The following is a 17,487-nucleotide window of genomic DNA, read 5'->3' on the forward strand; positions in this document are numbered from 1 at the left end:
GCCATCATGCCGCAGCGGCCCGGCCTCGCCCATCCGGCCCCGGTGCAGCGAATAGCATGCCCCGATGGGAAGCGACTGCCTGTTCTGCCGAATCGTCGCCGGGGAGATCCCGGCCACCGTCGTCCGGGAAACCCCCACCACCCTCGCCTTCCGCGACATCGGCCCGAAGGCGCCGGTGCACGTGCTGGTCATCCCGAAGGAGCACTACGCCGACGTCGCCACGCTCGCCCAGGGCGACCCGGGGCTCGCCGGCGAGGTGCTGGCCACGGCCGCCGCGGTGGCCGACGACGAGGGCCTGCTCGGCGACGGTTTCCGGCTGATGTTCAACACCGGGGCGTACGGCGGCCAGGAGGTCTTCCACGCGCACGCCCACCTGCTCGGTGGCGCGCCGCTGGGCCCGATGCTTGCCCGGGACCTCGGGTGAGCGAGGTGGCGGACCGGCTGGACCGGATGGTGCGCCAGGTGCAGGCGCAGGCCCGGATCCCGGCGGTGTCGGCCGCGCTGCACCGGGCCGACCGGCCGCTGTGGAGCTGCGCGGTGGGCGGCACCGGCAACGACACCGCCCTCGGCCCGGCGACGCAGTTCCGGATCGGCTCGGTCACCAAGACCTTCACCGCCGTGCTGACCCTGCAGTGCCGCGACGACGGCCTGCTCGACCTGGACGACCCGGTGGGCCGGCATCTCGACCTGCCGGCGCACGGCGAGCTGACCGTGCGCCGGCTGCTCTCGCACACCGCCGGGCTGCAACGCGAGCCGTACGGCGACGTGTGGGACAGCCTGCGCGCCCCCGACGCCGACCAGCTCCTGGCCGACCTGGCCCGGGCCGAGCGGGTGCTGCCACCGGGCCGCCGCTACCACTACTCCAACCTCGGCATGGCGCTGCTCGGGCAGCTGGTCGGCCGGTTGCGGGGCGGCAGTTGGGCGGAGGTGCTCGCCGAGCGGGTGCTCGTACCGCTGGGGCTGACCGCGACCACCGTGACACCCGGGCCCACCGCCGCCACCGGGTTCCTGGTCGACGCCTACTCCGACGAGGCGCACCCGGAACCGCCGACCGACTTCGGCGCGGTCGGCCCGGCGGCCCAGCTCTGGAGCACCGCAGGGGACATGGCCCGCTGGGCCGCCTTCCTGGCCGACCCGGCGGCGCTCGACCCGGCGGGCGCGGTGCTGGCCCCGACCACCCTGGACGAGATGCGCTGGCCGCTGACGGTGACCGACGAGACGCTCTGGGCCGCCGGCTTCGGGCTCGGCCTGATCCTGGTGCCGCAGGGTGAGCGGGTGGTGCACGTCGGGCACGACGGCGCCATGCCGGGCTTCCTCGCCGGGGTGTACGGCCGGCGCGGCGGCGAGGGCACCCCCGGCGCGATGGGCTGCGCGGTGCTGCTCTCCTCGGGTGGCGCCGCCGCGGCGCTCGACCTGCCGCACCGGCTGCTCGCCGCGGCCGTCGAGCACGACCCGGCGCAGATCGAGCCGTGGCGGCCCGGCCCGCCGGCGCCCGCGCCGCTGCGCGGCCTGCTCGGCCGGTGGTGGGGCGAGGGCTACGAGTACGTCTTCTCCTGGCACGACGGGGCGCTGCGGGCGCGCGGCGCCGACGACCCGCCCGGCCGGCCGCCGGCGGTCTTCGCGCCGCTGCCCGACCAGCCGGACGTGTACCGCACCGTCTCCGGGCGGGAGGCCGGCGAGCTGCTCCGGCTGACCCGGGACGAGCACGGGACGGTGATCCGGATGCACTGGGCCACCTACCGGTTCACCCGCCGTCAGGAGACCTTCGACCGGTACGACTTCCGCCAGGGCGGTTGACCGGCCGGGGCGGGCCGGAGGACGCCGCCGGCCCGCCCCGGCGGCTTCCCGGAGGTGGCCGATCGCCTGGTTCGTCCCGGTCCGTCACGGCCGGGTGTCCCGGTCTCAGGGCGGGGAAATGCGCACGGTGTCGGCGCTGTTGAACCGATACGATGGGTGGTACGTCGTACGCCGCGCCACCAGGGCCGGCGCCCCGAGATCGAGAGCAGGTGGCACAGGGCCCCTCGGCCCGACCTATGACCGGCACCCCACCTCCCGGCCCGCCCCAGGTGCAGACCAGGATCACGGTTCCCGATCCGAAGATCATGGTCAACCTGCTCGGTGCGGGTGACGAGATCCTGCGACTCGTCGAACGCTCGGTCAACAGTGACGTGCACGTCCGTGGCAACGAGATCACCATCACCGGCGCGCCCGCGGACAACGCCCTCGCCGAGCGCCTCTTCAGTGAGCTGCTCGAACTCATCGAGAAAGGCGAGACCCTGACCACTGACGCCGTCCGGCGTACCGTCGGCATGCTCGAGCAGGGCAGCGCCGAGCGGCCCGCCGAGGTTCTGACGCTCAACATCCTCTCCCGGCGCGGCCGCACCATCCGCCCCAAGACGCTCGGCCAGAAGCGCTACGTCGACGCGATCGACACGCACACCATCGTCTTCGGCATCGGCCCGGCCGGTACCGGCAAGACCTACCTGGCGATGGCGAAGGCCGTGCAGGCCCTCCAGGCCAAGCAGGTCAGCCGGATCATCCTCACCCGTCCGGCGGTCGAGGCGGGCGAGCGGCTGGGCTTCCTGCCCGGCACGCTCAACGAGAAGATCGACCCCTACCTGCGTCCGCTCTACGACGCGCTGCACGACATGCTCGACCCGGAGTCGATCCCGAAGCTGATGGCCGCCGGGACGATCGAGGTCGCGCCGCTGGCGTACATGCGCGGCCGGACGCTCAACGACGCCTTCATCATCCTCGACGAGGCGCAGAACACCACGCCCGAGCAGATGAAGATGTTCCTCACCCGACTCGGCTTCAACTCCAAGATCGTCGTGACCGGTGACGTGACCCAGGTCGACCTGCCCGGCGGGACGACCAGCGGCCTGCGTATGGTCCGGGAGATCCTGGACGGGGTGGACGACGTGCACTTCGCCGAGCTGTCCAGCTCCGACGTGGTCCGGCACCGGTTGGTCGGGGAGATCGTCGACGCGTACGCCCGCTGGGATGCCGAGCGGGAGAACCAGCAGGCGCAGAGCGTGCACGCCGTACCGGGGCGGGCCGCCCAGGGCGGCCGTTCCGGCCGGCGCCGCTAGAGCAGGGGAATCCAGTTGTCCATCGAGATCGCCAACGAGTCCGGTGTCGAGGTCGACACCGACGCCGTGCTCGCCGTCGCCCGGCACGCCCTCGACGAGATGGGGGTCAACCCCCTCGCCGAGCTCTCCGTGCTGCTGGTCGACGTCGACTACATGACCGAGCTCAACCACCGCTGGATGGGTGGCGACGGGCCCACCGACGTGCTCGCGTTCCCCATGGACGAGGGCAGCGTCGACCACGGGCCGGGCGAGAGCGCCCCGGCCGGCGGCGAGCCGGCCCTGCTCGGCGACATCGTGCTCTGCCCCGACGTGGCGGCCAAGCAGGCGGCGACCGCCGGCCACTCCGCCGCCGACGAGCTGCACCTGCTCACCGTGCACGGGGTGCTGCACCTGCTCGGTTACGACCACGCTGAGCCGGAGGAGGAGCGGGAGATGTTCGCCCTCCAGGCCCGACTGCTGTCCAGCTGGCGGTCGAGCCGGTCCCGGTGATACCCCTTCATGCCTCCGCGGCCGGTGCGACCACCGGCCTACCGGACCTGCAACTGCTCGTCTTCGCCGCCGGGCTGGTGGTGCTCGCCGGGCTGATCGCGATGACCGAGGCGGCCCTCGCCGCGGTCTCGCCGGCCCGCGCCGCCGAGTTGACCCGCGACGGCGCCCGTGGCGCACGGGCGCTGCAGGCCGTCGCCGGCGACGTGGTCCGCCACCTCAACCTGCTCCTGCTGCTGCGGCTGCTCGCCGAACTGACCGCCACCACGCTGGTGGCGCTGGTCGCGGTGGACACCTTCGGCGCGGGCTGGCGGGCGGCGCTGGTCACCGCCGGCGCGATGACCGTTGTCAGCTTCGTGGTGGTCGGGGTCGCCCCGCGTACCCTCGGCCGGCAGCACGCCTACCCGGTGGGTCGCGCGGTGGCGCCGCTGGTGCGCTGGCTGGGTCGCGCCCTCAACCCGCTCGCCTCGCTGCTGATCCTGATCGGCAACGCGGTGACCCCGGGCCGTGGCTTCCGGGAGGGCCCGTTCGCCACCCAGGTCGAGCTGCGGGAGCTGGTCGACCTGGCCGAGCAGCGCGGCGTGGTGGAGCACGGCGAGCGGCAGATGATCCACTCGGTCTTCGCCCTCGGCGACACCATCGCCCGCGAGGTGATGGTGCCGCGTACCGAGATGGTGTGGATAGAGGAGGGCAAGAGCCTCTCCCAGGCGCTGGCGCTCTTCCTGCGCTCCGGTTTCTCCCGGATCCCGGTGATCGGCGAGAGCGTCGACGACGTGCTCGGCGTGCTCTACCTCAAGGACCTGATCCGGCGGGTACGCGGCGACGACCGCTCCGCCGAGCAGTTGCCGGTCTCCGAGCTGATGCGGCCGGCCACCTTCGTGCCCGAGTCCAAGCCGGTCGACGATCTGCTCTCCGAGATGCAGGCGGCCCGTAACCACCTGGTCATCGTCGTCGACGAATACGGCGGCACCGGCGGTCTGGTCACCATCGAGGACATCCTGGAGGAGATCGTCGGTGAGATCACCGACGAGTACGATGTCGAACGCCCGCCGGTCGAACGGCTGGCGGACGGGTCGGTCCGGGTCGCCGCCCGGCTCCCGGTCGAGGACCTGGGCGAGCTCTTCGACACCGAACTGCCCACCGACGAGGTGGAGACGGTCGGTGGCCTGCTCGCCCAGTCGCTGGGCCGGGTGCCGATCCCCGGTGCGCTGGTCGAGCTGGCCGGTCTCCGGCTGATCGCCGAGGGCACCACCGGCCGGCGTAACCGGATCGACACCGTGCTGGTGAGCCGGGTCGAGCCGACCGACCAGCAGGAGAGCCCGGGGCGCGGCGAGTCCGCCGAGTCCCGGGGCAACCAGAACCGAGCCGAGGAGAGGCAACCCGCCGATGCCTGAGTCGCCCGCCGTGCCAGCCGCCCGGCCCACCCCGTCCGCGCCGGCCGAGCTGAGCGCCGAGGACGGCAAGCTGGTCGTCCTGGCGCGGGGTGCCCGGGCGCGGGTGGGGGCCGTGGAGGGCGCGGCGGTGCGCGACCAGGACGGCCGGACGTACGCGGCGGCGAGCGTCGCGCTGCCGTCGCTGACCCTCACCGCGCTGCAGTTGGCGGTCGCCTCGGCGGTGGCCGCCGGCGCGACCCGACTGGAGGCCGCAGTGGTGGTCACCGAGGCCTCGACCCTGGACGGCGCCGGGCACGCGGCGGTCCGCGACCTCGCCGCCGAAGCGCCGATCCACGTCGCCGCGCCGAACGGCACCGTCCTCGGCACGGTGCTCCAGTGAGCGCGACCGGCGGTCTGCGGGACCCGGAGGAGCGCCCCTACCGGGCCGGCTTCGCCTGTTTCGTGGGGCGGCCCAACGCCGGCAAGTCGACGCTGACCAACGCGATCGTCGGGCAGAAGATCGCCATCACCTCGAGCAAGCCGCAGACCACCCGGCACATCATCCGGGCCGTCCTGCACCGGCCGGAGTCGCAGCTCGTCCTCGTCGACACCCCCGGCCTGCACCGCCCCCGTACCCTGCTCGGCGAGCGTCTCAACGACCTGGTCCGGACGACCTGGTCGGAGGTCGACGTGATCGGCCTCTGCATCCCGGCGGACGAGCCGGTGGGCCGGGGCGACCGGTTCATCAGCGGCGAGCTGGCGGAGCTGAAGGCGACCGTGCTGGCCGTGGTGACGAAGACCGACCTGGTCGACAAGAAGCGCCTGGCCGAGCAGCTGCTCGCGGTGAGTGAGCTGGGCGAGTTCGCGGCCGTGGTGCCGGTCAGCGCCGTCTCCGGGCACCAGGTGGACACCCTGGTCGACGTGATGACCGACTACCTTCCGCCGTCCCCGCAGCTCTACCCGGACGACATGCTCACCGACGACCCGGAGCAGGTGCTGGTCGCCGAGCTGATCCGGGAGGCGGCGCTGGAGGGCGTCCGCGACGAGCTGCCGCACTCCATCGCGGTGGTGGTGGAGGAGATGCTCCCCGAGGGCAAGCTCACCAAGATCTACGCCGATCTGTACGTCGAGCGCCCCAGCCAGAAGGCGATCGTGATCGGTCACCGGGGCAGCCGGCTCAAGCAGGTCGGCACCGCCGCCCGGCAGCAGATCGAGGAGCTGCTCGGCACCCGGGTCTATCTCGACCTGCACATCCGGGTCGCGAAGGACTGGCAGCGCGACCCGAAGCAGCTGCGCAAGCTCGGCTTCTGACCCGGCCCCAACCTCTGTTCGAGCGCCCGTCCCGGCCCCGGGGCGGGCGCTCGACCGTTGTCGCCCCACCCTGATCGAGACCGGTCGGCGCACCGCGTGGACCGCCCTGCTGACCAAATCCGGCATGATCGGCATCGGTCGGACCTATGGGAACTTTCACTTCTTCACGGGGTGTCGGTCCGTTTGGCCGCGGGCGGGCGGAGGGTAGGAGACATTCGCGCCCGTGCCCCCGACACAGATGCAGGCTGATGCGAAACAGATACCTCGATCTGCTCCGTTTCCTGGCCATCGTTCGAGTCGTCGTCTACCACGTCACCGGCTGGGCCGCGCTGACCCTGATCTTCCCGGCGATGTCGGTGATGTTCGCGCTCGCCGGTTCGCTGATGGCGGCCTCGCTGCACCGGTCCGGGCCGGCGGCGGTGGTCCGCCGGCTGCGTCGACTGCTGCCCTCACTCTGGGTCCTGGCCGCGATCTTCGTGCCGGCCATGCTGCTCACCGGCTTGCCGTTGACCCCACGGGTGCTGCTCTGGCTGTTCCCGGTCGCCGACCCGCCGGCCAACGACTGGGGCGCGCTGGCGCTGAGCGTCATCTGGTACCTGCGCGACTACCTGTGGTTCGTGCTCGCCTCGCCGGTCGCGCTCTGGCTGTTCCGCCGGGCCCCGCTGCCCACCCTGCTGGCCCCCTACGTCCTGCTCGCGGCGATCGAGTCGGGCATCTGGGCGACGGCGCCCGGGGTGGCCCGGGAGTTCGGCCTCTACTTCGGCGCGTGGTTGCTCGGCTTCGCCCACCACGCCGGGATGCTCCGCCGGCTCGCCAACCGGGTGCTGGTTCCGCTGGCGCTGGCGCTCGCCGCCGCCGGGGGCGGTTGGATCCTCACCCACCCCGGTCCCCGCGGCTACGACCTGAACGACATCCACCTCGGCAACGCGCTCTGGTCGGCGGCGTTCATCCTGGTCGTCCTGGGCCGGGGGCCGGCCGGCGCGGCGTGGATCGAGCGCAGCGCCCTGTTCAGCCGGCTGGTGACCGTGTTGAACCGGCGGGCGCTCACCGTCTACCTCTGGCACATGCCGTTCGTGGTCGCCCTCACCCCGCTGGTCGACGTGGTGGGCTGGTCGCACCAGGATCCGCTGGGGCTGGCCATCCGGGTGCTGCTGGTCTTCGCGCTGGTGGGCGTGGTGACGCTGGCGGTGGGCTGGGTGGAGGACCTGGCCGCCCGTCGGCCGGTCGAGCTGCTCCCCGGCGTCCGTCGCCCGATGCCCGCCGGCGTGCCGCCCACCAGCCCAGCACCGGCCGGCGCGGTCACCCGGCCGGTGCTCGTCGGCGCTGCCGCTCGTGCCGCCGACGGTGCACCGCGGTCCGCTGCCGCCCGATCCGACGGCGCGGCCGGGCCGGGCCCGACCGAGGCGTACCCGGCGGACCCGGACCGGCGCGGCCGGGTGCCGGCGCAGCGCACCGGCCGGTAGCCGCTCACGGCCGAGGTCAGCGCTGGGTGATCGAGACGTCGCCGCTGCCGGTGGAGACGTCGAGGACCAGGGACGCGCCGGGGTCGTCGGTGACGCCGAGCTGGGCGTCCCCGGAGCCGGTGTTGGACCGGACCCGGTACCGGCCGGGGGGCACGACCAGGTTGACGTTGCCGCTGGACGCGTGCGCGCGGGCGGAGACCGGCTGGTCCACCTCGACGTCGACGTCGCCGGAGTTGGCCTCGACGTCCACCTGTCCGGAGAGCCGGCGGGCGCTGATGTTGCCGGAGGAGGCCCGCAGGATGACCGGGCCGGTCACCTCGGTCACCTCGATGTCACCCGAGCCGGTCTCGACCCGGACCGCTCCGCTGCCACCCGCCAGCCGTACGTTGCCCGAGCCGAGCTGCAGCTGCACGGTGCCGACCCGGCTCAGCTCGACGTCCCCGGAGCCGGTCTCGCCCTGCACGGCGACCCCCTCCGGGGCGGTCACCTCGTAGGAGATGCTGCACCGCGACCCGCAGTCGGTGTCCAGCACCAGCTCGTTCTCGTTGATCTGGTACGTCGCGTCGGGCTGGGCGCCCTGGTAGCGCACCACCCGCTTGATCCGGACCTCCGACGCGCCGCCGGTGGCGCGCACCACCACGTCGCCCGCACCGGGCAGCACCCGGATCGTGGTGATCCGGGCCGCCTCGGTGTTGTCGTAGTCGAGCCGGCGGTACGAGAGGTTGTCACACCCGGCGAGGACGATGAGGGTGGCGGCCAGGCCGAGAGCGACCGCGCCGGTCCGGCGGGCGCCAGGGCGGCGGTCGGCGGGACGGCGGTCGGCGGGGCGACGGGCGTCGCGGTCGTCGGCGCGGCGGCCGATGGTGCGGTGCAGGGCCATGGCGAGCACGCTACGGCCGAAATCGGGCCCGGCGCATCGGGGTTCGTCCGGCCGTCCACCCCGAACCGACCCTGATATCGCACCCCGAGGGAGAATGGCCCGATGGCCGGGTACCGCCGACAGCTCTACCGCGACGACGCGGTGGTGCTGCGCGTGCAGAAGCTCGGCGAGTCCGACCGGATCATCACCCTGCTCACCCGCCGGCACGGCCGCCTTCGCGCGGTGGCCCGGGGCATCCGGCGCACCACCAGCAAGTTCGGCGCCCGGCTCGAGCCGTTCGGGCACGTCGACCTCCAGCTCGCGGGCGACCCCAAGGGCAACCACGGCAGTTCGCTGCACACCGTGAGCCAGGTCGAGGGGATCGACCTCTACGGCAAGCGGTTCCTCGGCGACTACCCGCGCTACACCGCGGCCAGTGCGATCGCCGAAACCGCCGAGCGGCTCACCCCGGTCGAGCGGGAGCCGTCGCTGCGGCTGTTCCAGCTCACCCTGGGCGCGCTGCGCGCGCTCGCCGAGGGCAGCCATGCCACCACCCTGGTGCTCGACGCCTACCTGCTGCGGGGGATGGCCCTGGCGGGCTGGGCGCCGGCGCTGATCGCCTGCGCGGTCTGCGGCACGCCGGGTCGGCACCGGGCCTTCTCGGTGCCGGCCGGGGGCGCGGTCTGCCCGGACTGCCGCCCACCGGGCGCGGCCCATCCCGCGCCGGCGACCATCGACCTGATGTCCGCGCTGACGAGCGGTGACTGGCGGGTCGCCGACGCCACCGAGGCCGGCGTGCGCCGGGAGTGCAGCGGCCTGGTGGCGGCGCACCTGCAGTGGCACCTGGAGCGCGCGCTACGCTCGCTGCCGCTGGTCGACCGGGGCGCCCCGGGGTCCGGCGAGAGCGGGGCGAAGGAGAGAACACAGTGATTCGCACGAGCAGGGCCCGCCGGCGTACGCCGACGCCACCGACACCGCACCCGTCCGGCGCCCGACCGCCGGCGCTGCCCGCCGAGGCGCTGCCGCGGCACGTCGCCGTCGTGATGGACGGCAACGGCCGGTGGGCCAAGGACCGCGGGCTGCCCCGCACCAAGGGCCACGAGGCGGGGGAGCACAGCCTCTTCGACACCATCGAGGGCGCCATCGAGCTGGGCATCCCCTACCTCTCGGCGTACGCCTTCTCCACCGAGAACTGGCGGCGCTCGCCGGACGAGGTCCGTTTCCTGATGGGCTTCAACCGCGACGTGATCCGCCGCCGCCGCGACCAGCTGGTCGACCTCGGCGTCCGGGTGGTCTGGTCCGGTCGGGCCGGCCGGCTCTGGAAGAGCGTCATCTCCGAGCTGCAGACCGCCGAGGAGATGTCCCGGGGCAACTCGACGCTGACCCTGCAGTTCTGCGTCAACTACGGCGGCCAGGCGGAGATCGCCGACGCCGCGGCGGCGATCGCCCGGGAGGTGGCGGCCGGCCGGCTCGATCCGGACAAGATCAATGAGAAGACCGTGGCGAAGTACCTCTACCACCCCGAGATTCCCGAGGTGGACCTCTTTCTGCGGCCCTCGGGCGAACAGCGGATCTCCAACTTCCTGCTCTGGCAGACCGCGTACGCCGAGCTGGCCTTCCTCGACACGCTCTGGCCGGACTTCGATCGCCGCCACCTCTGGTACGCCTGCGAGCTCTACGCGCAGCGGGACCGGCGGTTCGGCGGCGCGCTGCCCAACCCGGTCGCCCCGCCGGCCTGATCCGGCACAGCCCGGCCGGCCGGCGTCGGAGCGGCGACCGGCCACCGGGCGGGCACGGGCCGCTCTCGTGGCACCCACCGCCGGTCGGCAGGCTTACCAGGGCGTCACGCTGGGTATCAGTCTGCTCAGGAGCCACTGACGGAGGTGAACCCACATGATCCAGAAGCGCATTGCCCAGTGGGCGGTGATGGCCGTCGCCGTGCCGCTGGCCGCCGCCGGCGCGCGCCGGCTGAGCCACACGCTGGAGGCTCGTCGCGGCCCCTCCGGGGTGTCCCGACTGCTGACCCGGGGTGCCGACATGCTGCGCCCGCAGAAGGCCAAGCGCCGCCGGTTCTGGTGATCGACCCGAGATCTGCGCCGTCCGCCGAGTCGCGGGCGGCGCAGATTCGCGTCTGCGGCGTTGGCCGGTGGGCGGGGGGCGGCCGTGCTTAGGATCGGCAGGCGGGGGTGTCGTGGGGGTGCTCCCGTCTTCGGGGGTGGCGATGCGGGAGCTTCGGTACAAAATGATCATGGCGTTGAACGCCGCCGACCTGGGTGACCCGATCTGCGATCAGGTGGCCGAGATCTGTGCCGAGATCGCCGAGCAGCACTGCGCCGAACTCGGTCACGCGCCGCAGCTGCGCACCGGTGAGATCGGTGAGCTGGCCACCGGCGAACCGGCCCTGACCTGGGCGCCGACCCCCGCCGACAGCGCGCAGCGGGCCTGGTGAGCACGCCCGCGCCGGCGGTCGACGTACGCCGGGCCGACGACCGCTTCCACACCCGGATCTCCTGGCTGGACTCGAAGCACTCGTTCTCCTTCTCCCGGCACTACGACCCGGCCAACACCCACCACGGGCTGCTGCTGGTCAACAACGACGACGTGGTCCGGCCCGGCGCCGGCTTCGAGACCCATCCGCACCAGGACATGGAGATCGTCACCTGGGTGCTCCGCGGCTCGCTGGTCCACCAGGACTCGACCGGGCACTCCGGGGTGATCTATCCGGGGCTGGCCCAGCGGATGAGCGCCGGCACCGGCATCCTGCACTCGGAGAAGAACGACTCCTGGCGGCTCGACGGCCGGAACCCGCACACCGACCCGGTGCACTTCGTGCAGATGTGGGTGCTGCCCGACACCGAGGGCGTCGACCCGGGCTACGAGCAGTTGGAGATCGACGACCAGCTGCTCCGCGGCGACCTGGTGCCGGTCGCGTCCGGCATGGAGCGCTACGACGGCGCGTCCGCCATCCGGATCCGAAACCGGTACGCGGCCCTGCACGCCGCCCGCCTCGGCCCGGGCGACGCGGTCACCCTCCCGGACGCGCCCTACCTGCACCTCTACGTGCCCACCGGCGCGGTCACGCTGGAAGGCGTCGGGCCGCTCGGCACCGGCGACGCCGCCCGACTCACCGCCACCGGCGGTCAGCGGGTCAGCGCCACCGAGCCGGCCGAGATCCTGGTCTGGGAGATGCACGCCACCCTCGCCTGACGCCCGCTCGACCGGCAGCCCGGAGGGGTCGGGCTCGTCACGCCTCCACTTCGGAACGGTCGCCGGCCCAGAGGGTGTGGAAGGCGCCCTCCCGGTCGACCCGCTGGTAGGTGTGCGCGCCGAAGTTGTCCCGCAGCCCCTGGATCAGCGCGGCCGGGAGCCGCTCCGCCCGCAGCGCGTCGAAGTAGGACAGCGACGAGGCGAACGCGGGTGTGGGCACCCCGGCCCGGGCCGCGTCGGCCACCACCCGTCGCCAGCTCGGCACGCCCCCGCCGACCGTCTCGGCGAACCACGGCGCCACCAGCAGGGTGGGCAGGTCGGGCTGCTCGTCGTAGGCCTTCCGGATGCGGTCCAGGAAGCGGGCCCGGATGATGCAGCCGCCTCGCCAGATGGTCGCGGTGCCGCCCAGGTCGATGTTCCAGTCGTACTCCTGGCTGCCGGCCCGGATGTGGTCGAAGCCCTGGGCGTACGCGACGATCTTGGAGGCCAGCAGCGCCCGGCGGACGTCCTCGACGAACGTGTCGCGGTCGTCCACCTGCCACTTCGCCCCGGCGTCCGGGAAGGCCCGACGGGCCGCCGCACGCTGGTCGACGTGCCCGGAGAGCGAGCGGGCGAAGGTCGCCTCGGCGATGCCGGTGATCGGGATGCCCAGGTCGAGCGCGCTCTGCACGGTCCACCGACCGGTGCCCTTCTGCTCCGCCCGGTCCTGCACCACGTCGACGAACGGGCGGCCGCTGGCCGCGTCGGCGTGCGCCAGCACGTCCGCGGTGATCTCGATGAGGAAGGACTCCAGCTCGCCGTCGTTCCAGCCCCGGAAGATCTCCGCGATCTCCGCGGGCTCCGCGCCCAGACCAGCCCGGAGCAGGTCGTACGCCTCGGCGATGAGCTGCATGTCGGCGTACTCGATGCCGTTGTGCACCATCTTCACGAAGTGCCCGGCGCCGTCCGGGCCGACGTGCCGGCAGCACGGCACCCCCTGTACCTGCGCGGCGATCTTCTCGAAGATGGGGCCGAGCTTGCGGTACGACTCGGCGGAACCGCCGGGCATGATGCTTGGTCCGAGCAGCGCGCCCTCCTCGCCGCCGGAGACGCCGGTGCCGACGAAGTGCAGCCCGTGCTCGCGCAGCGACTCCTCCCGTCGGCGGGTGTCGGCGAAGTGGGCGTTGCCGCAGTCCACCACGATGTCGCCCGGGTCCAGCAGCGGGACCAGCTCGTCGATCACCGCGTCGGTCGGCGCACCGGCCTTCACCATCACGATCACCGCCCGGGGGCGTTCCAGCGCCCCGACGAAGTCGGCCAGCGACTCGGCCGGCACGAACGTGCCCTCGTCACCGTGCTCGGCGACCAGGCGCCGGGTCCGCTCCGGCGAGCGGTTGTGCACCGCCACCGTGAACCCGTTGCGGGCCAGGTTGCGGGCCAGGTTGCGGCCCATCACCGCCAGCCCGGTCACGCCGATCTGCGCCGTCGCCTGCTCCGCCATGCGTGCCGCCACCTCTCGCTCCTGCTGTCCGCGGCTTCGAACCTATCGCGCTGTCCGGCGACCCGCGCCGACGATCGACCGTCGGTGACGGGACGGGTGCGTTCGGCTGCGGGAGGGCGACCGCGACGGTCCGGCGCCCGGGTTCGGCGAGCTCCCCGCCGGCGCGTCCCGGGCGGCGACCGCGTTCCCGGTGCTGTTCGGTTTCGCCTTCGGCGACGGGCGGCGGTCAGCCCTCGGCCAGTCGGGCCTCGATTCGCGCGACCTTGCCGGTGAGCGCGTCGGTGACCCCGGGTCGGACGTCGGCCTTGAGCACCACGCTCACCCGCGGCGCCCGCGCGGCGACCACGTCGACCGCCCGCTTGACCACCGCCATCACCTCGTCCCACTCGCCCTCGACGGTGGTGAACATGGCGTCGGTCCGGTTGGGCAGGCCGGACTCGCGGACCACCCGGACGGCCTCGGCGACCAGGTCGCCCACCGAGTCGTCGCCGCCGAGCGGGGTGATCGAGAACGCGATCAGCATGTGCCGATCCTGCCAGCAAATCGGATGCGCGTGCGGCCGGGCATGGGTTACCGTCGGCACATGCGTAACTGACGCCCACCTCCGAGCCGGCCCGCCGCCCTGCGTGCGGTCCGTGCGCTCCCGGGCGTCCGCATTCTCCGCCACCGCCGCGTCGGTGGCCGTCGTGGCCGATCCCGGGACGAACCCCGTCCGCCAGGACCGTGGCTGTCGTCAGCCCGGTCCCCGCCCAGCCGAGACCGCGCCGTTCACGCCGCGACCCTGCGTCGCCCGTCCGCCGGCCGGTCCGCCGAGAAGGAGGCCTGGATGCCCACCAAGCGCAACCCGAAGAAGTCCCGTACCCCCCGACCCACGCCCGACGTCGCGGAGCTGACGCCGGCCGACCTCGACGCGGTGGTCGCCCCCGTGGTGCCGCCGCTGCCGCTCGACGCGGCGACCGAGCCGGCGACCCGGCCGGTCCCGCCGAAGGCCGGTCCGCCGGTCGGCCACGGCCGGTCCGGCGCCGGCCGGGGCAGTCAGCGGGCCGGCGCGCCCCGCCGGTACGCCTTCCGGCGCAGCTGATCGGCGGAGGCGGGTCCGCCTCCGCCTCAACCACCGCTGCACCGGCCGGCACCGGGTGCGGTTCGCCACCATCGGTGACGAACCGCACCCGGGCTCGGTGTCACCGGCGCCGCAAGCATGCGACCACGCGACTCCGGCCATGCTTGCGGCGGGGCAGGCGGGCCTGGTCAGCCGATGAGGGGCCGGAAGGTGCCGAGCAGGATGCTGGTGGTGAGGGCGGTGGCGGCCAGCGTCGCGGCGCCGGCCACCAGGAGGGCGTCCGCGGCGGTGAACCGCTGCCGGCGGGCGACCGTGCGCGGGGTGCCCGCGTCGAAGCCCCGGGCGTCCATCGCCACCGCCAGCCGGGTACCCCGCCGGATCGCCCCGACCAGCAGCGCGAACGCGGTCGAGACGAAGAGCCGCAGCTTCGCCACCGGGTTGCGCCCGGCGTCCACGCCGCGCGCCCGGCGGGCCATGCTGATCATCTGCCACTCCTGGCCGAGCAGCGGCACCAGCCGGAACGCCGCCAGGGCCCCGATCGCGAACCGGGCCGGCGCCTTGGCGTTCTGGACCAGCGCGTCGGCCAGGTCGGTCGGGTCGGTGGTGGCGAACACGATCACGCCGGGCAGCGCCACCGCGAACATCCGCAGCACCAGCCCGAGCGCGGTGAGCAGCACGCCCGAGGTGACCACGACCGGGCCGGCCTCGACCAGCACCCGGCCGGAGCGCTCGGCGGCGAAGAGCACCAGCGTGACCACGATGCCGACCGCGCTGACCAGCAGCGGCCACGCGCGCCGGGCCAGCACCCGGTAACGCACGCCGAAGAGCGGCAGCAGCGCCAGTTCGAACGCGATGGCGATCGCCGGCGCGACCGGGTCGAGGGTGGCGACCAGCACGATCGAGAAGACCAGCGCGGCGGCCAGCTTGGCGACCGGGTTGCGCCGCGCCAGCGGCGCCCCGGGCACGGCGACGGGTTCGAGGCCGATCACGACCGCCGGCCCAGCGTGAGTTGCCGGTCGGCGAGCGCCGCGACGAACTCCGGGTCGTGGGTCACGGTGACCACGCCGTGCCCGGCGTCGCGCAAATCGGCGAAGAGGTCGACCAGCTCCAGCCAGGTCCGCCGGTCCTGACCGAAGGTGGGCTCGTCGCAGACCAGCAGGCGGGGCGCGGTGGCCAGGGCGGTCGCGACGCTCAGCCGCCGCGCCTCGCCACCGGAGAGGGTGTACGGGTTGGCGCCGGCGAGCGCGGTCAGCCGCAGCCGGTCCAGCAGCTCGTCCACCGTGGACCGGATCGCCGCCTCGGGCCGGCCGCTGCGGCGCGGGCCGAGAGCCAGCTCGTCGTAGACGGTGCTCGTGACGAACTGGTGCTCCGGGTCCTGAAAGACCGAGCCGATCCGGCCGGCCAGGGCGGGGGCGCGCCAGCGGTGCGGGGGAGTGCCCGCGTCCCGGCCGGCCAGCTCCGGGCTCGCCGTCACCGCGCCGGTGCCCGGCCGGAGCAGCCCGCCGAGCAGCAGCGCCATGGTGGACTTGCCCACCCCGTTCGGGCCGAGCACGGCGAGCGCCTCGCCGGCGCGTACCGCCAGGTCGGTGTCGGCCAGCCGGGGTGGCAGGCCGAGCCGGTCGGCGGTGAGCAGCAGGTCGCCCGGGGTCGAGCCGGCGCGCCGGGGCGGCACGGTCCGGCCGGGTACCCAGACGCCCTCGGCGGCGAGCGCGTCGCCGTGGGCGCCGAAGACCGCCTCCGGGGTGCCGTCGGCGCGCACGCCGCCGCCGGGTTCGAGCACCACCACCCGGTCGACCAGCGGTAGCGCCTCGGCCACCCGGTGCTCGACCAGGATCAGCGTGGTGTCGGCGTCCAGCGCCCCGGCGACCGCGTCGCGGACCAGCGCGGCGCCGGCCGGGTCGAGGTTGGCGGTCGGCTCGTCGAGCAGCAGCAGGCCGGGGCGCAGGGCCAGCACCCCGGCCAGCGCGAGGCGCTGCTGCTCGCCGCCGGAGAGGGCGGCGGTGGGCCGGTCCCGGTCGTACGGGAAGCCGACCCGGCGCAGCGCCTCGTCGACCCGGGGCCAGATCTCCGCGGCCGGTACGCCCCGGTTCTCCAGCCCGAACGCCACGTCGTCGCCGCAGCGGGCCATCACCAGCTGGCTCTCCGGGTCCTGGAAGACGATGCCGACGCGTTCCCGGTCCTTACGCGGGTCCAACCCGTCGATCTCGACGGTGCCCGCCTGCTCGCCGGAGTCCTCCGGCAGCAGCCCGGCGAGCGCGGCCAGCAGCGTGCTCTTGCCGGCCCCGGACGGGCCGAGCAGCAGAACCCGCTCGCCGCCTTCGATCCGTAGGTCCACGTCGCGCACGGCCCAGCGCTTGCGCCCGGCGTGCCGCCACCCGAATCCCCGCAGCTCCACCCGGCCCACCACACCCCCTCCCCGCGCGCCGCTACCGGCCCCGTCATGTTGATCAAGAGGTTTGCGTCAGAAATCGGGCCGCCGTTGACGCAAACCTCTTGATCAACGGGTCCGGGGGTGGGGGAGGGAGGGTGGGGTGGGGGTTAGATGGCGGGGCGTTCGCGGGCGGCGGGGAACCGGTCGAGGACGCCGGTGTCGGCCAGGGCCCGGGTGAGGGCGAGGCTGCCGAACCCGGCGATCACCAGTGAGCTGGCAGCGGTGATCAGGATGTACGGGAGCCGGAAGCTGACCCACGAGGTCGCCGGGTACCAGACGAAGACGTCGTAGATGGCCGCCGCGAGACCGGCCAGCGTGGCGGCCAGCAGCGCGATGGGCGCCTTGAAGGTGCGGTAGCCGAAGGCCGCGAACGCCAGCTCCGCGGCGGCCGCCTCCAGCGGGCCCTGGATGACCAGCGTCCAGCCCCAACTGCTGCCCAGCGCCACCGAGACCAGCGCCGCGACCGTGAGCGTGAAGAAGGCGGCACCGGGCTTCCGGATGATCAGCCCGCCCAGGACGGCGGGAACCAGCCAGACGCCGTAGAGGACCGCCCGGCCGGGCAGCGGAATGGCGTCGGCGGGACCGTTCCAGAGCAGGCCCCAGGCCCAGAAGATGATGCCGAAGGCGATGGCGATCACCGAGGCCACGACGATGTCGACGGTCCGCCAACGGTTCGTGTCGGGTTGTGTCATGCGAGTGCTCCCAGTTCTGTGGAGGAACCAGGA

The 17,487-nt window shown here is 73.8% G+C and carries 20 protein-coding genes; 14 read left to right on the plus strand and 6 right to left on the minus strand.

Annotation, left to right across the window (positions count from 1 at the left end):
* Positions 1-64: 64 nt before the first annotated feature.
* From AB0C04_RS06480 to AB0C04_RS06515, 8 genes are all read left to right on the plus strand, one after another.
* Entirely contained in the window at positions 65-424 is a 360-nt protein-coding gene (locus AB0C04_RS06480; protein ID WP_357049325.1) for a histidine triad nucleotide-binding protein, read from the plus strand.
* Positions 421-1,797, plus strand: coding sequence for a serine hydrolase domain-containing protein (locus AB0C04_RS06485; RefSeq protein ID WP_357049328.1), 1,377 nt, complete (start codon positions 421-423; stop codon positions 1,795-1,797). The genes AB0C04_RS06480 and AB0C04_RS06485 overlap by 4 nt, the downstream gene beginning before the upstream one ends.
* A 236-nt stretch (positions 1,798-2,033) precedes the next feature.
* Positions 2,034-3,092 (plus strand): PhoH family protein, encoded by a 1,059-nt coding sequence (locus tag AB0C04_RS06490; RefSeq protein WP_357050701.1) that lies wholly within the window; start codon positions 2,034-2,036, stop codon positions 3,090-3,092.
* 15 nt (positions 3,093-3,107) lie between these two features.
* Positions 3,108-3,581 carry an rRNA maturation RNase YbeY gene (ybeY, locus tag AB0C04_RS06495; protein ID WP_350874009.1) on the plus strand — a complete coding sequence of 158 codons (474 nt, stop codon included), beginning with the start codon at positions 3,108-3,110 and terminating at the stop codon, positions 3,579-3,581.
* Positions 3,557-4,972, plus strand: a complete 1,416-nt coding sequence (locus AB0C04_RS06500) for a hemolysin family protein (protein WP_357050704.1) — start codon at positions 3,557-3,559, stop codon at positions 4,970-4,972. Before ybeY ends, AB0C04_RS06500 begins: the two co-directional genes overlap by 25 nt.
* Positions 4,965-5,351: a cytidine deaminase gene (locus AB0C04_RS06505; protein WP_357049331.1), complete on the plus strand. Its 387-nt coding sequence runs from the start codon at positions 4,965-4,967 to the stop codon at positions 5,349-5,351. The genes AB0C04_RS06500 and AB0C04_RS06505 overlap by 8 nt, the downstream gene beginning before the upstream one ends.
* A 14-nt stretch (positions 5,352-5,365) precedes the next feature.
* The gene (gene era / locus AB0C04_RS06510) at positions 5,366-6,262 is read left to right on the plus strand and encodes a GTPase Era (protein ID WP_357050707.1); all 897 of its coding nucleotides are present in this window, start codon (positions 5,366-5,368) and stop codon (positions 6,260-6,262) included.
* A 248-nt stretch (positions 6,263-6,510) separates the two neighbouring features.
* Positions 6,511-7,725, plus strand: a complete 1,215-nt coding sequence (locus AB0C04_RS06515) for an acyltransferase (protein ID WP_357049334.1) — start codon at positions 6,511-6,513, stop codon at positions 7,723-7,725.
* A 16-nt stretch (positions 7,726-7,741) separates the two neighbouring features.
* On the opposite strand, the gene AB0C04_RS06520 is transcribed toward AB0C04_RS06515, so the two are convergent.
* On the minus strand, positions 7,742-8,605 hold the full coding sequence (locus AB0C04_RS06520; RefSeq protein WP_357049337.1) for a DUF4097 family beta strand repeat-containing protein: 864 nt from the start codon (positions 8,603-8,605) through the stop codon (positions 7,742-7,744).
* Between the two features lie 102 nt (positions 8,606-8,707).
* Here AB0C04_RS06520 and recO point away from each other — a divergent pair, with 102 nt between their 5' ends.
* The 5 genes from recO (at position 8,708) to AB0C04_RS06545 (ending at position 11,791) form a co-directional block, all read left to right on the plus strand.
* Positions 8,708-9,514, plus strand: coding sequence for a DNA repair protein RecO (recO, locus tag AB0C04_RS06525; RefSeq protein WP_357049340.1), 807 nt, complete (start codon positions 8,708-8,710; stop codon positions 9,512-9,514).
* A complete protein-coding gene (locus tag AB0C04_RS06530) occupies positions 9,511-10,323 on the plus strand; it encodes an isoprenyl transferase (RefSeq protein ID WP_357049343.1) in 813 nt (270 codons plus the stop codon). Before recO ends, AB0C04_RS06530 begins: the two co-directional genes overlap by 4 nt.
* A gap of 154 nt (positions 10,324-10,477) precedes the next feature.
* The gene (locus tag AB0C04_RS06535; RefSeq protein WP_350874016.1) at positions 10,478-10,663 is read left to right on the plus strand and encodes a hypothetical protein; all 186 of its coding nucleotides are present in this window, start codon (positions 10,478-10,480) and stop codon (positions 10,661-10,663) included.
* Between the two features lie 169 nt (positions 10,664-10,832).
* Positions 10,833-11,033: a thioredoxin reductase gene (locus AB0C04_RS06540; protein ID WP_357049346.1), complete on the plus strand. Its 201-nt coding sequence runs from the start codon at positions 10,833-10,835 to the stop codon at positions 11,031-11,033.
* Positions 11,030-11,791, plus strand: coding sequence for a pirin family protein (locus AB0C04_RS06545; protein WP_357049349.1), 762 nt, complete (start codon positions 11,030-11,032; stop codon positions 11,789-11,791). The genes AB0C04_RS06540 and AB0C04_RS06545 overlap by 4 nt, the downstream gene beginning before the upstream one ends.
* A gap of 37 nt (positions 11,792-11,828) precedes the next feature.
* Here the strand turns inward: AB0C04_RS06545 and gndA are convergent, their stop codons facing one another.
* Positions 11,829-13,271, minus strand: a complete 1,443-nt coding sequence (gene gndA, locus AB0C04_RS06550; protein WP_357050710.1) for an NADP-dependent phosphogluconate dehydrogenase — start codon at positions 13,269-13,271, stop codon at positions 11,829-11,831.
* A gap of 226 nt (positions 13,272-13,497) precedes the next feature.
* Positions 13,498-13,794 carry a thiamine-binding protein gene (locus AB0C04_RS06555; RefSeq protein WP_088988093.1) on the minus strand — a complete coding sequence of 99 codons (297 nt, stop codon included), beginning with the start codon at positions 13,792-13,794 and terminating at the stop codon, positions 13,498-13,500.
* Positions 13,795-14,097: 303 nt separating this feature from the next.
* Between AB0C04_RS06555 and AB0C04_RS06560 the strand changes: the two genes are divergently transcribed.
* Positions 14,098-14,352 (plus strand): hypothetical protein, encoded by a 255-nt coding sequence (locus AB0C04_RS06560; protein WP_357049353.1) that lies wholly within the window; start codon positions 14,098-14,100, stop codon positions 14,350-14,352.
* A gap of 167 nt (positions 14,353-14,519) precedes the next feature.
* Here AB0C04_RS06560 and AB0C04_RS06565 read toward each other — a convergent pair whose 3' ends face one another.
* The 3 genes from AB0C04_RS06565 to AB0C04_RS06575 form a co-directional block, all read right to left on the minus strand.
* A complete protein-coding gene (locus AB0C04_RS06565; protein WP_357049357.1) occupies positions 14,520-15,320 on the minus strand; it encodes an energy-coupling factor transporter transmembrane component T in 801 nt (266 codons plus the stop codon).
* The gene (locus AB0C04_RS06570; protein ID WP_357050713.1) at positions 15,317-16,735 is read right to left on the minus strand and encodes an ABC transporter ATP-binding protein; all 1,419 of its coding nucleotides are present in this window, start codon (positions 16,733-16,735) and stop codon (positions 15,317-15,319) included. The genes AB0C04_RS06565 and AB0C04_RS06570 overlap by 4 nt, the downstream gene beginning before the upstream one ends.
* A 134-nt stretch (positions 16,736-16,869) precedes the next feature.
* Positions 16,870-17,454 (minus strand): ECF transporter S component, encoded by a 585-nt coding sequence (locus tag AB0C04_RS06575; RefSeq protein ID WP_357049360.1) that lies wholly within the window; start codon positions 17,452-17,454, stop codon positions 16,870-16,872.
* Positions 17,455-17,487 lie beyond the last annotated feature (33 nt).

Source organism: Micromonospora sp. NPDC048909 (genome assembly GCF_040649635.1).
Classification (GTDB): domain Bacteria; phylum Actinomycetota; class Actinomycetes; order Mycobacteriales; family Micromonosporaceae; genus Micromonospora.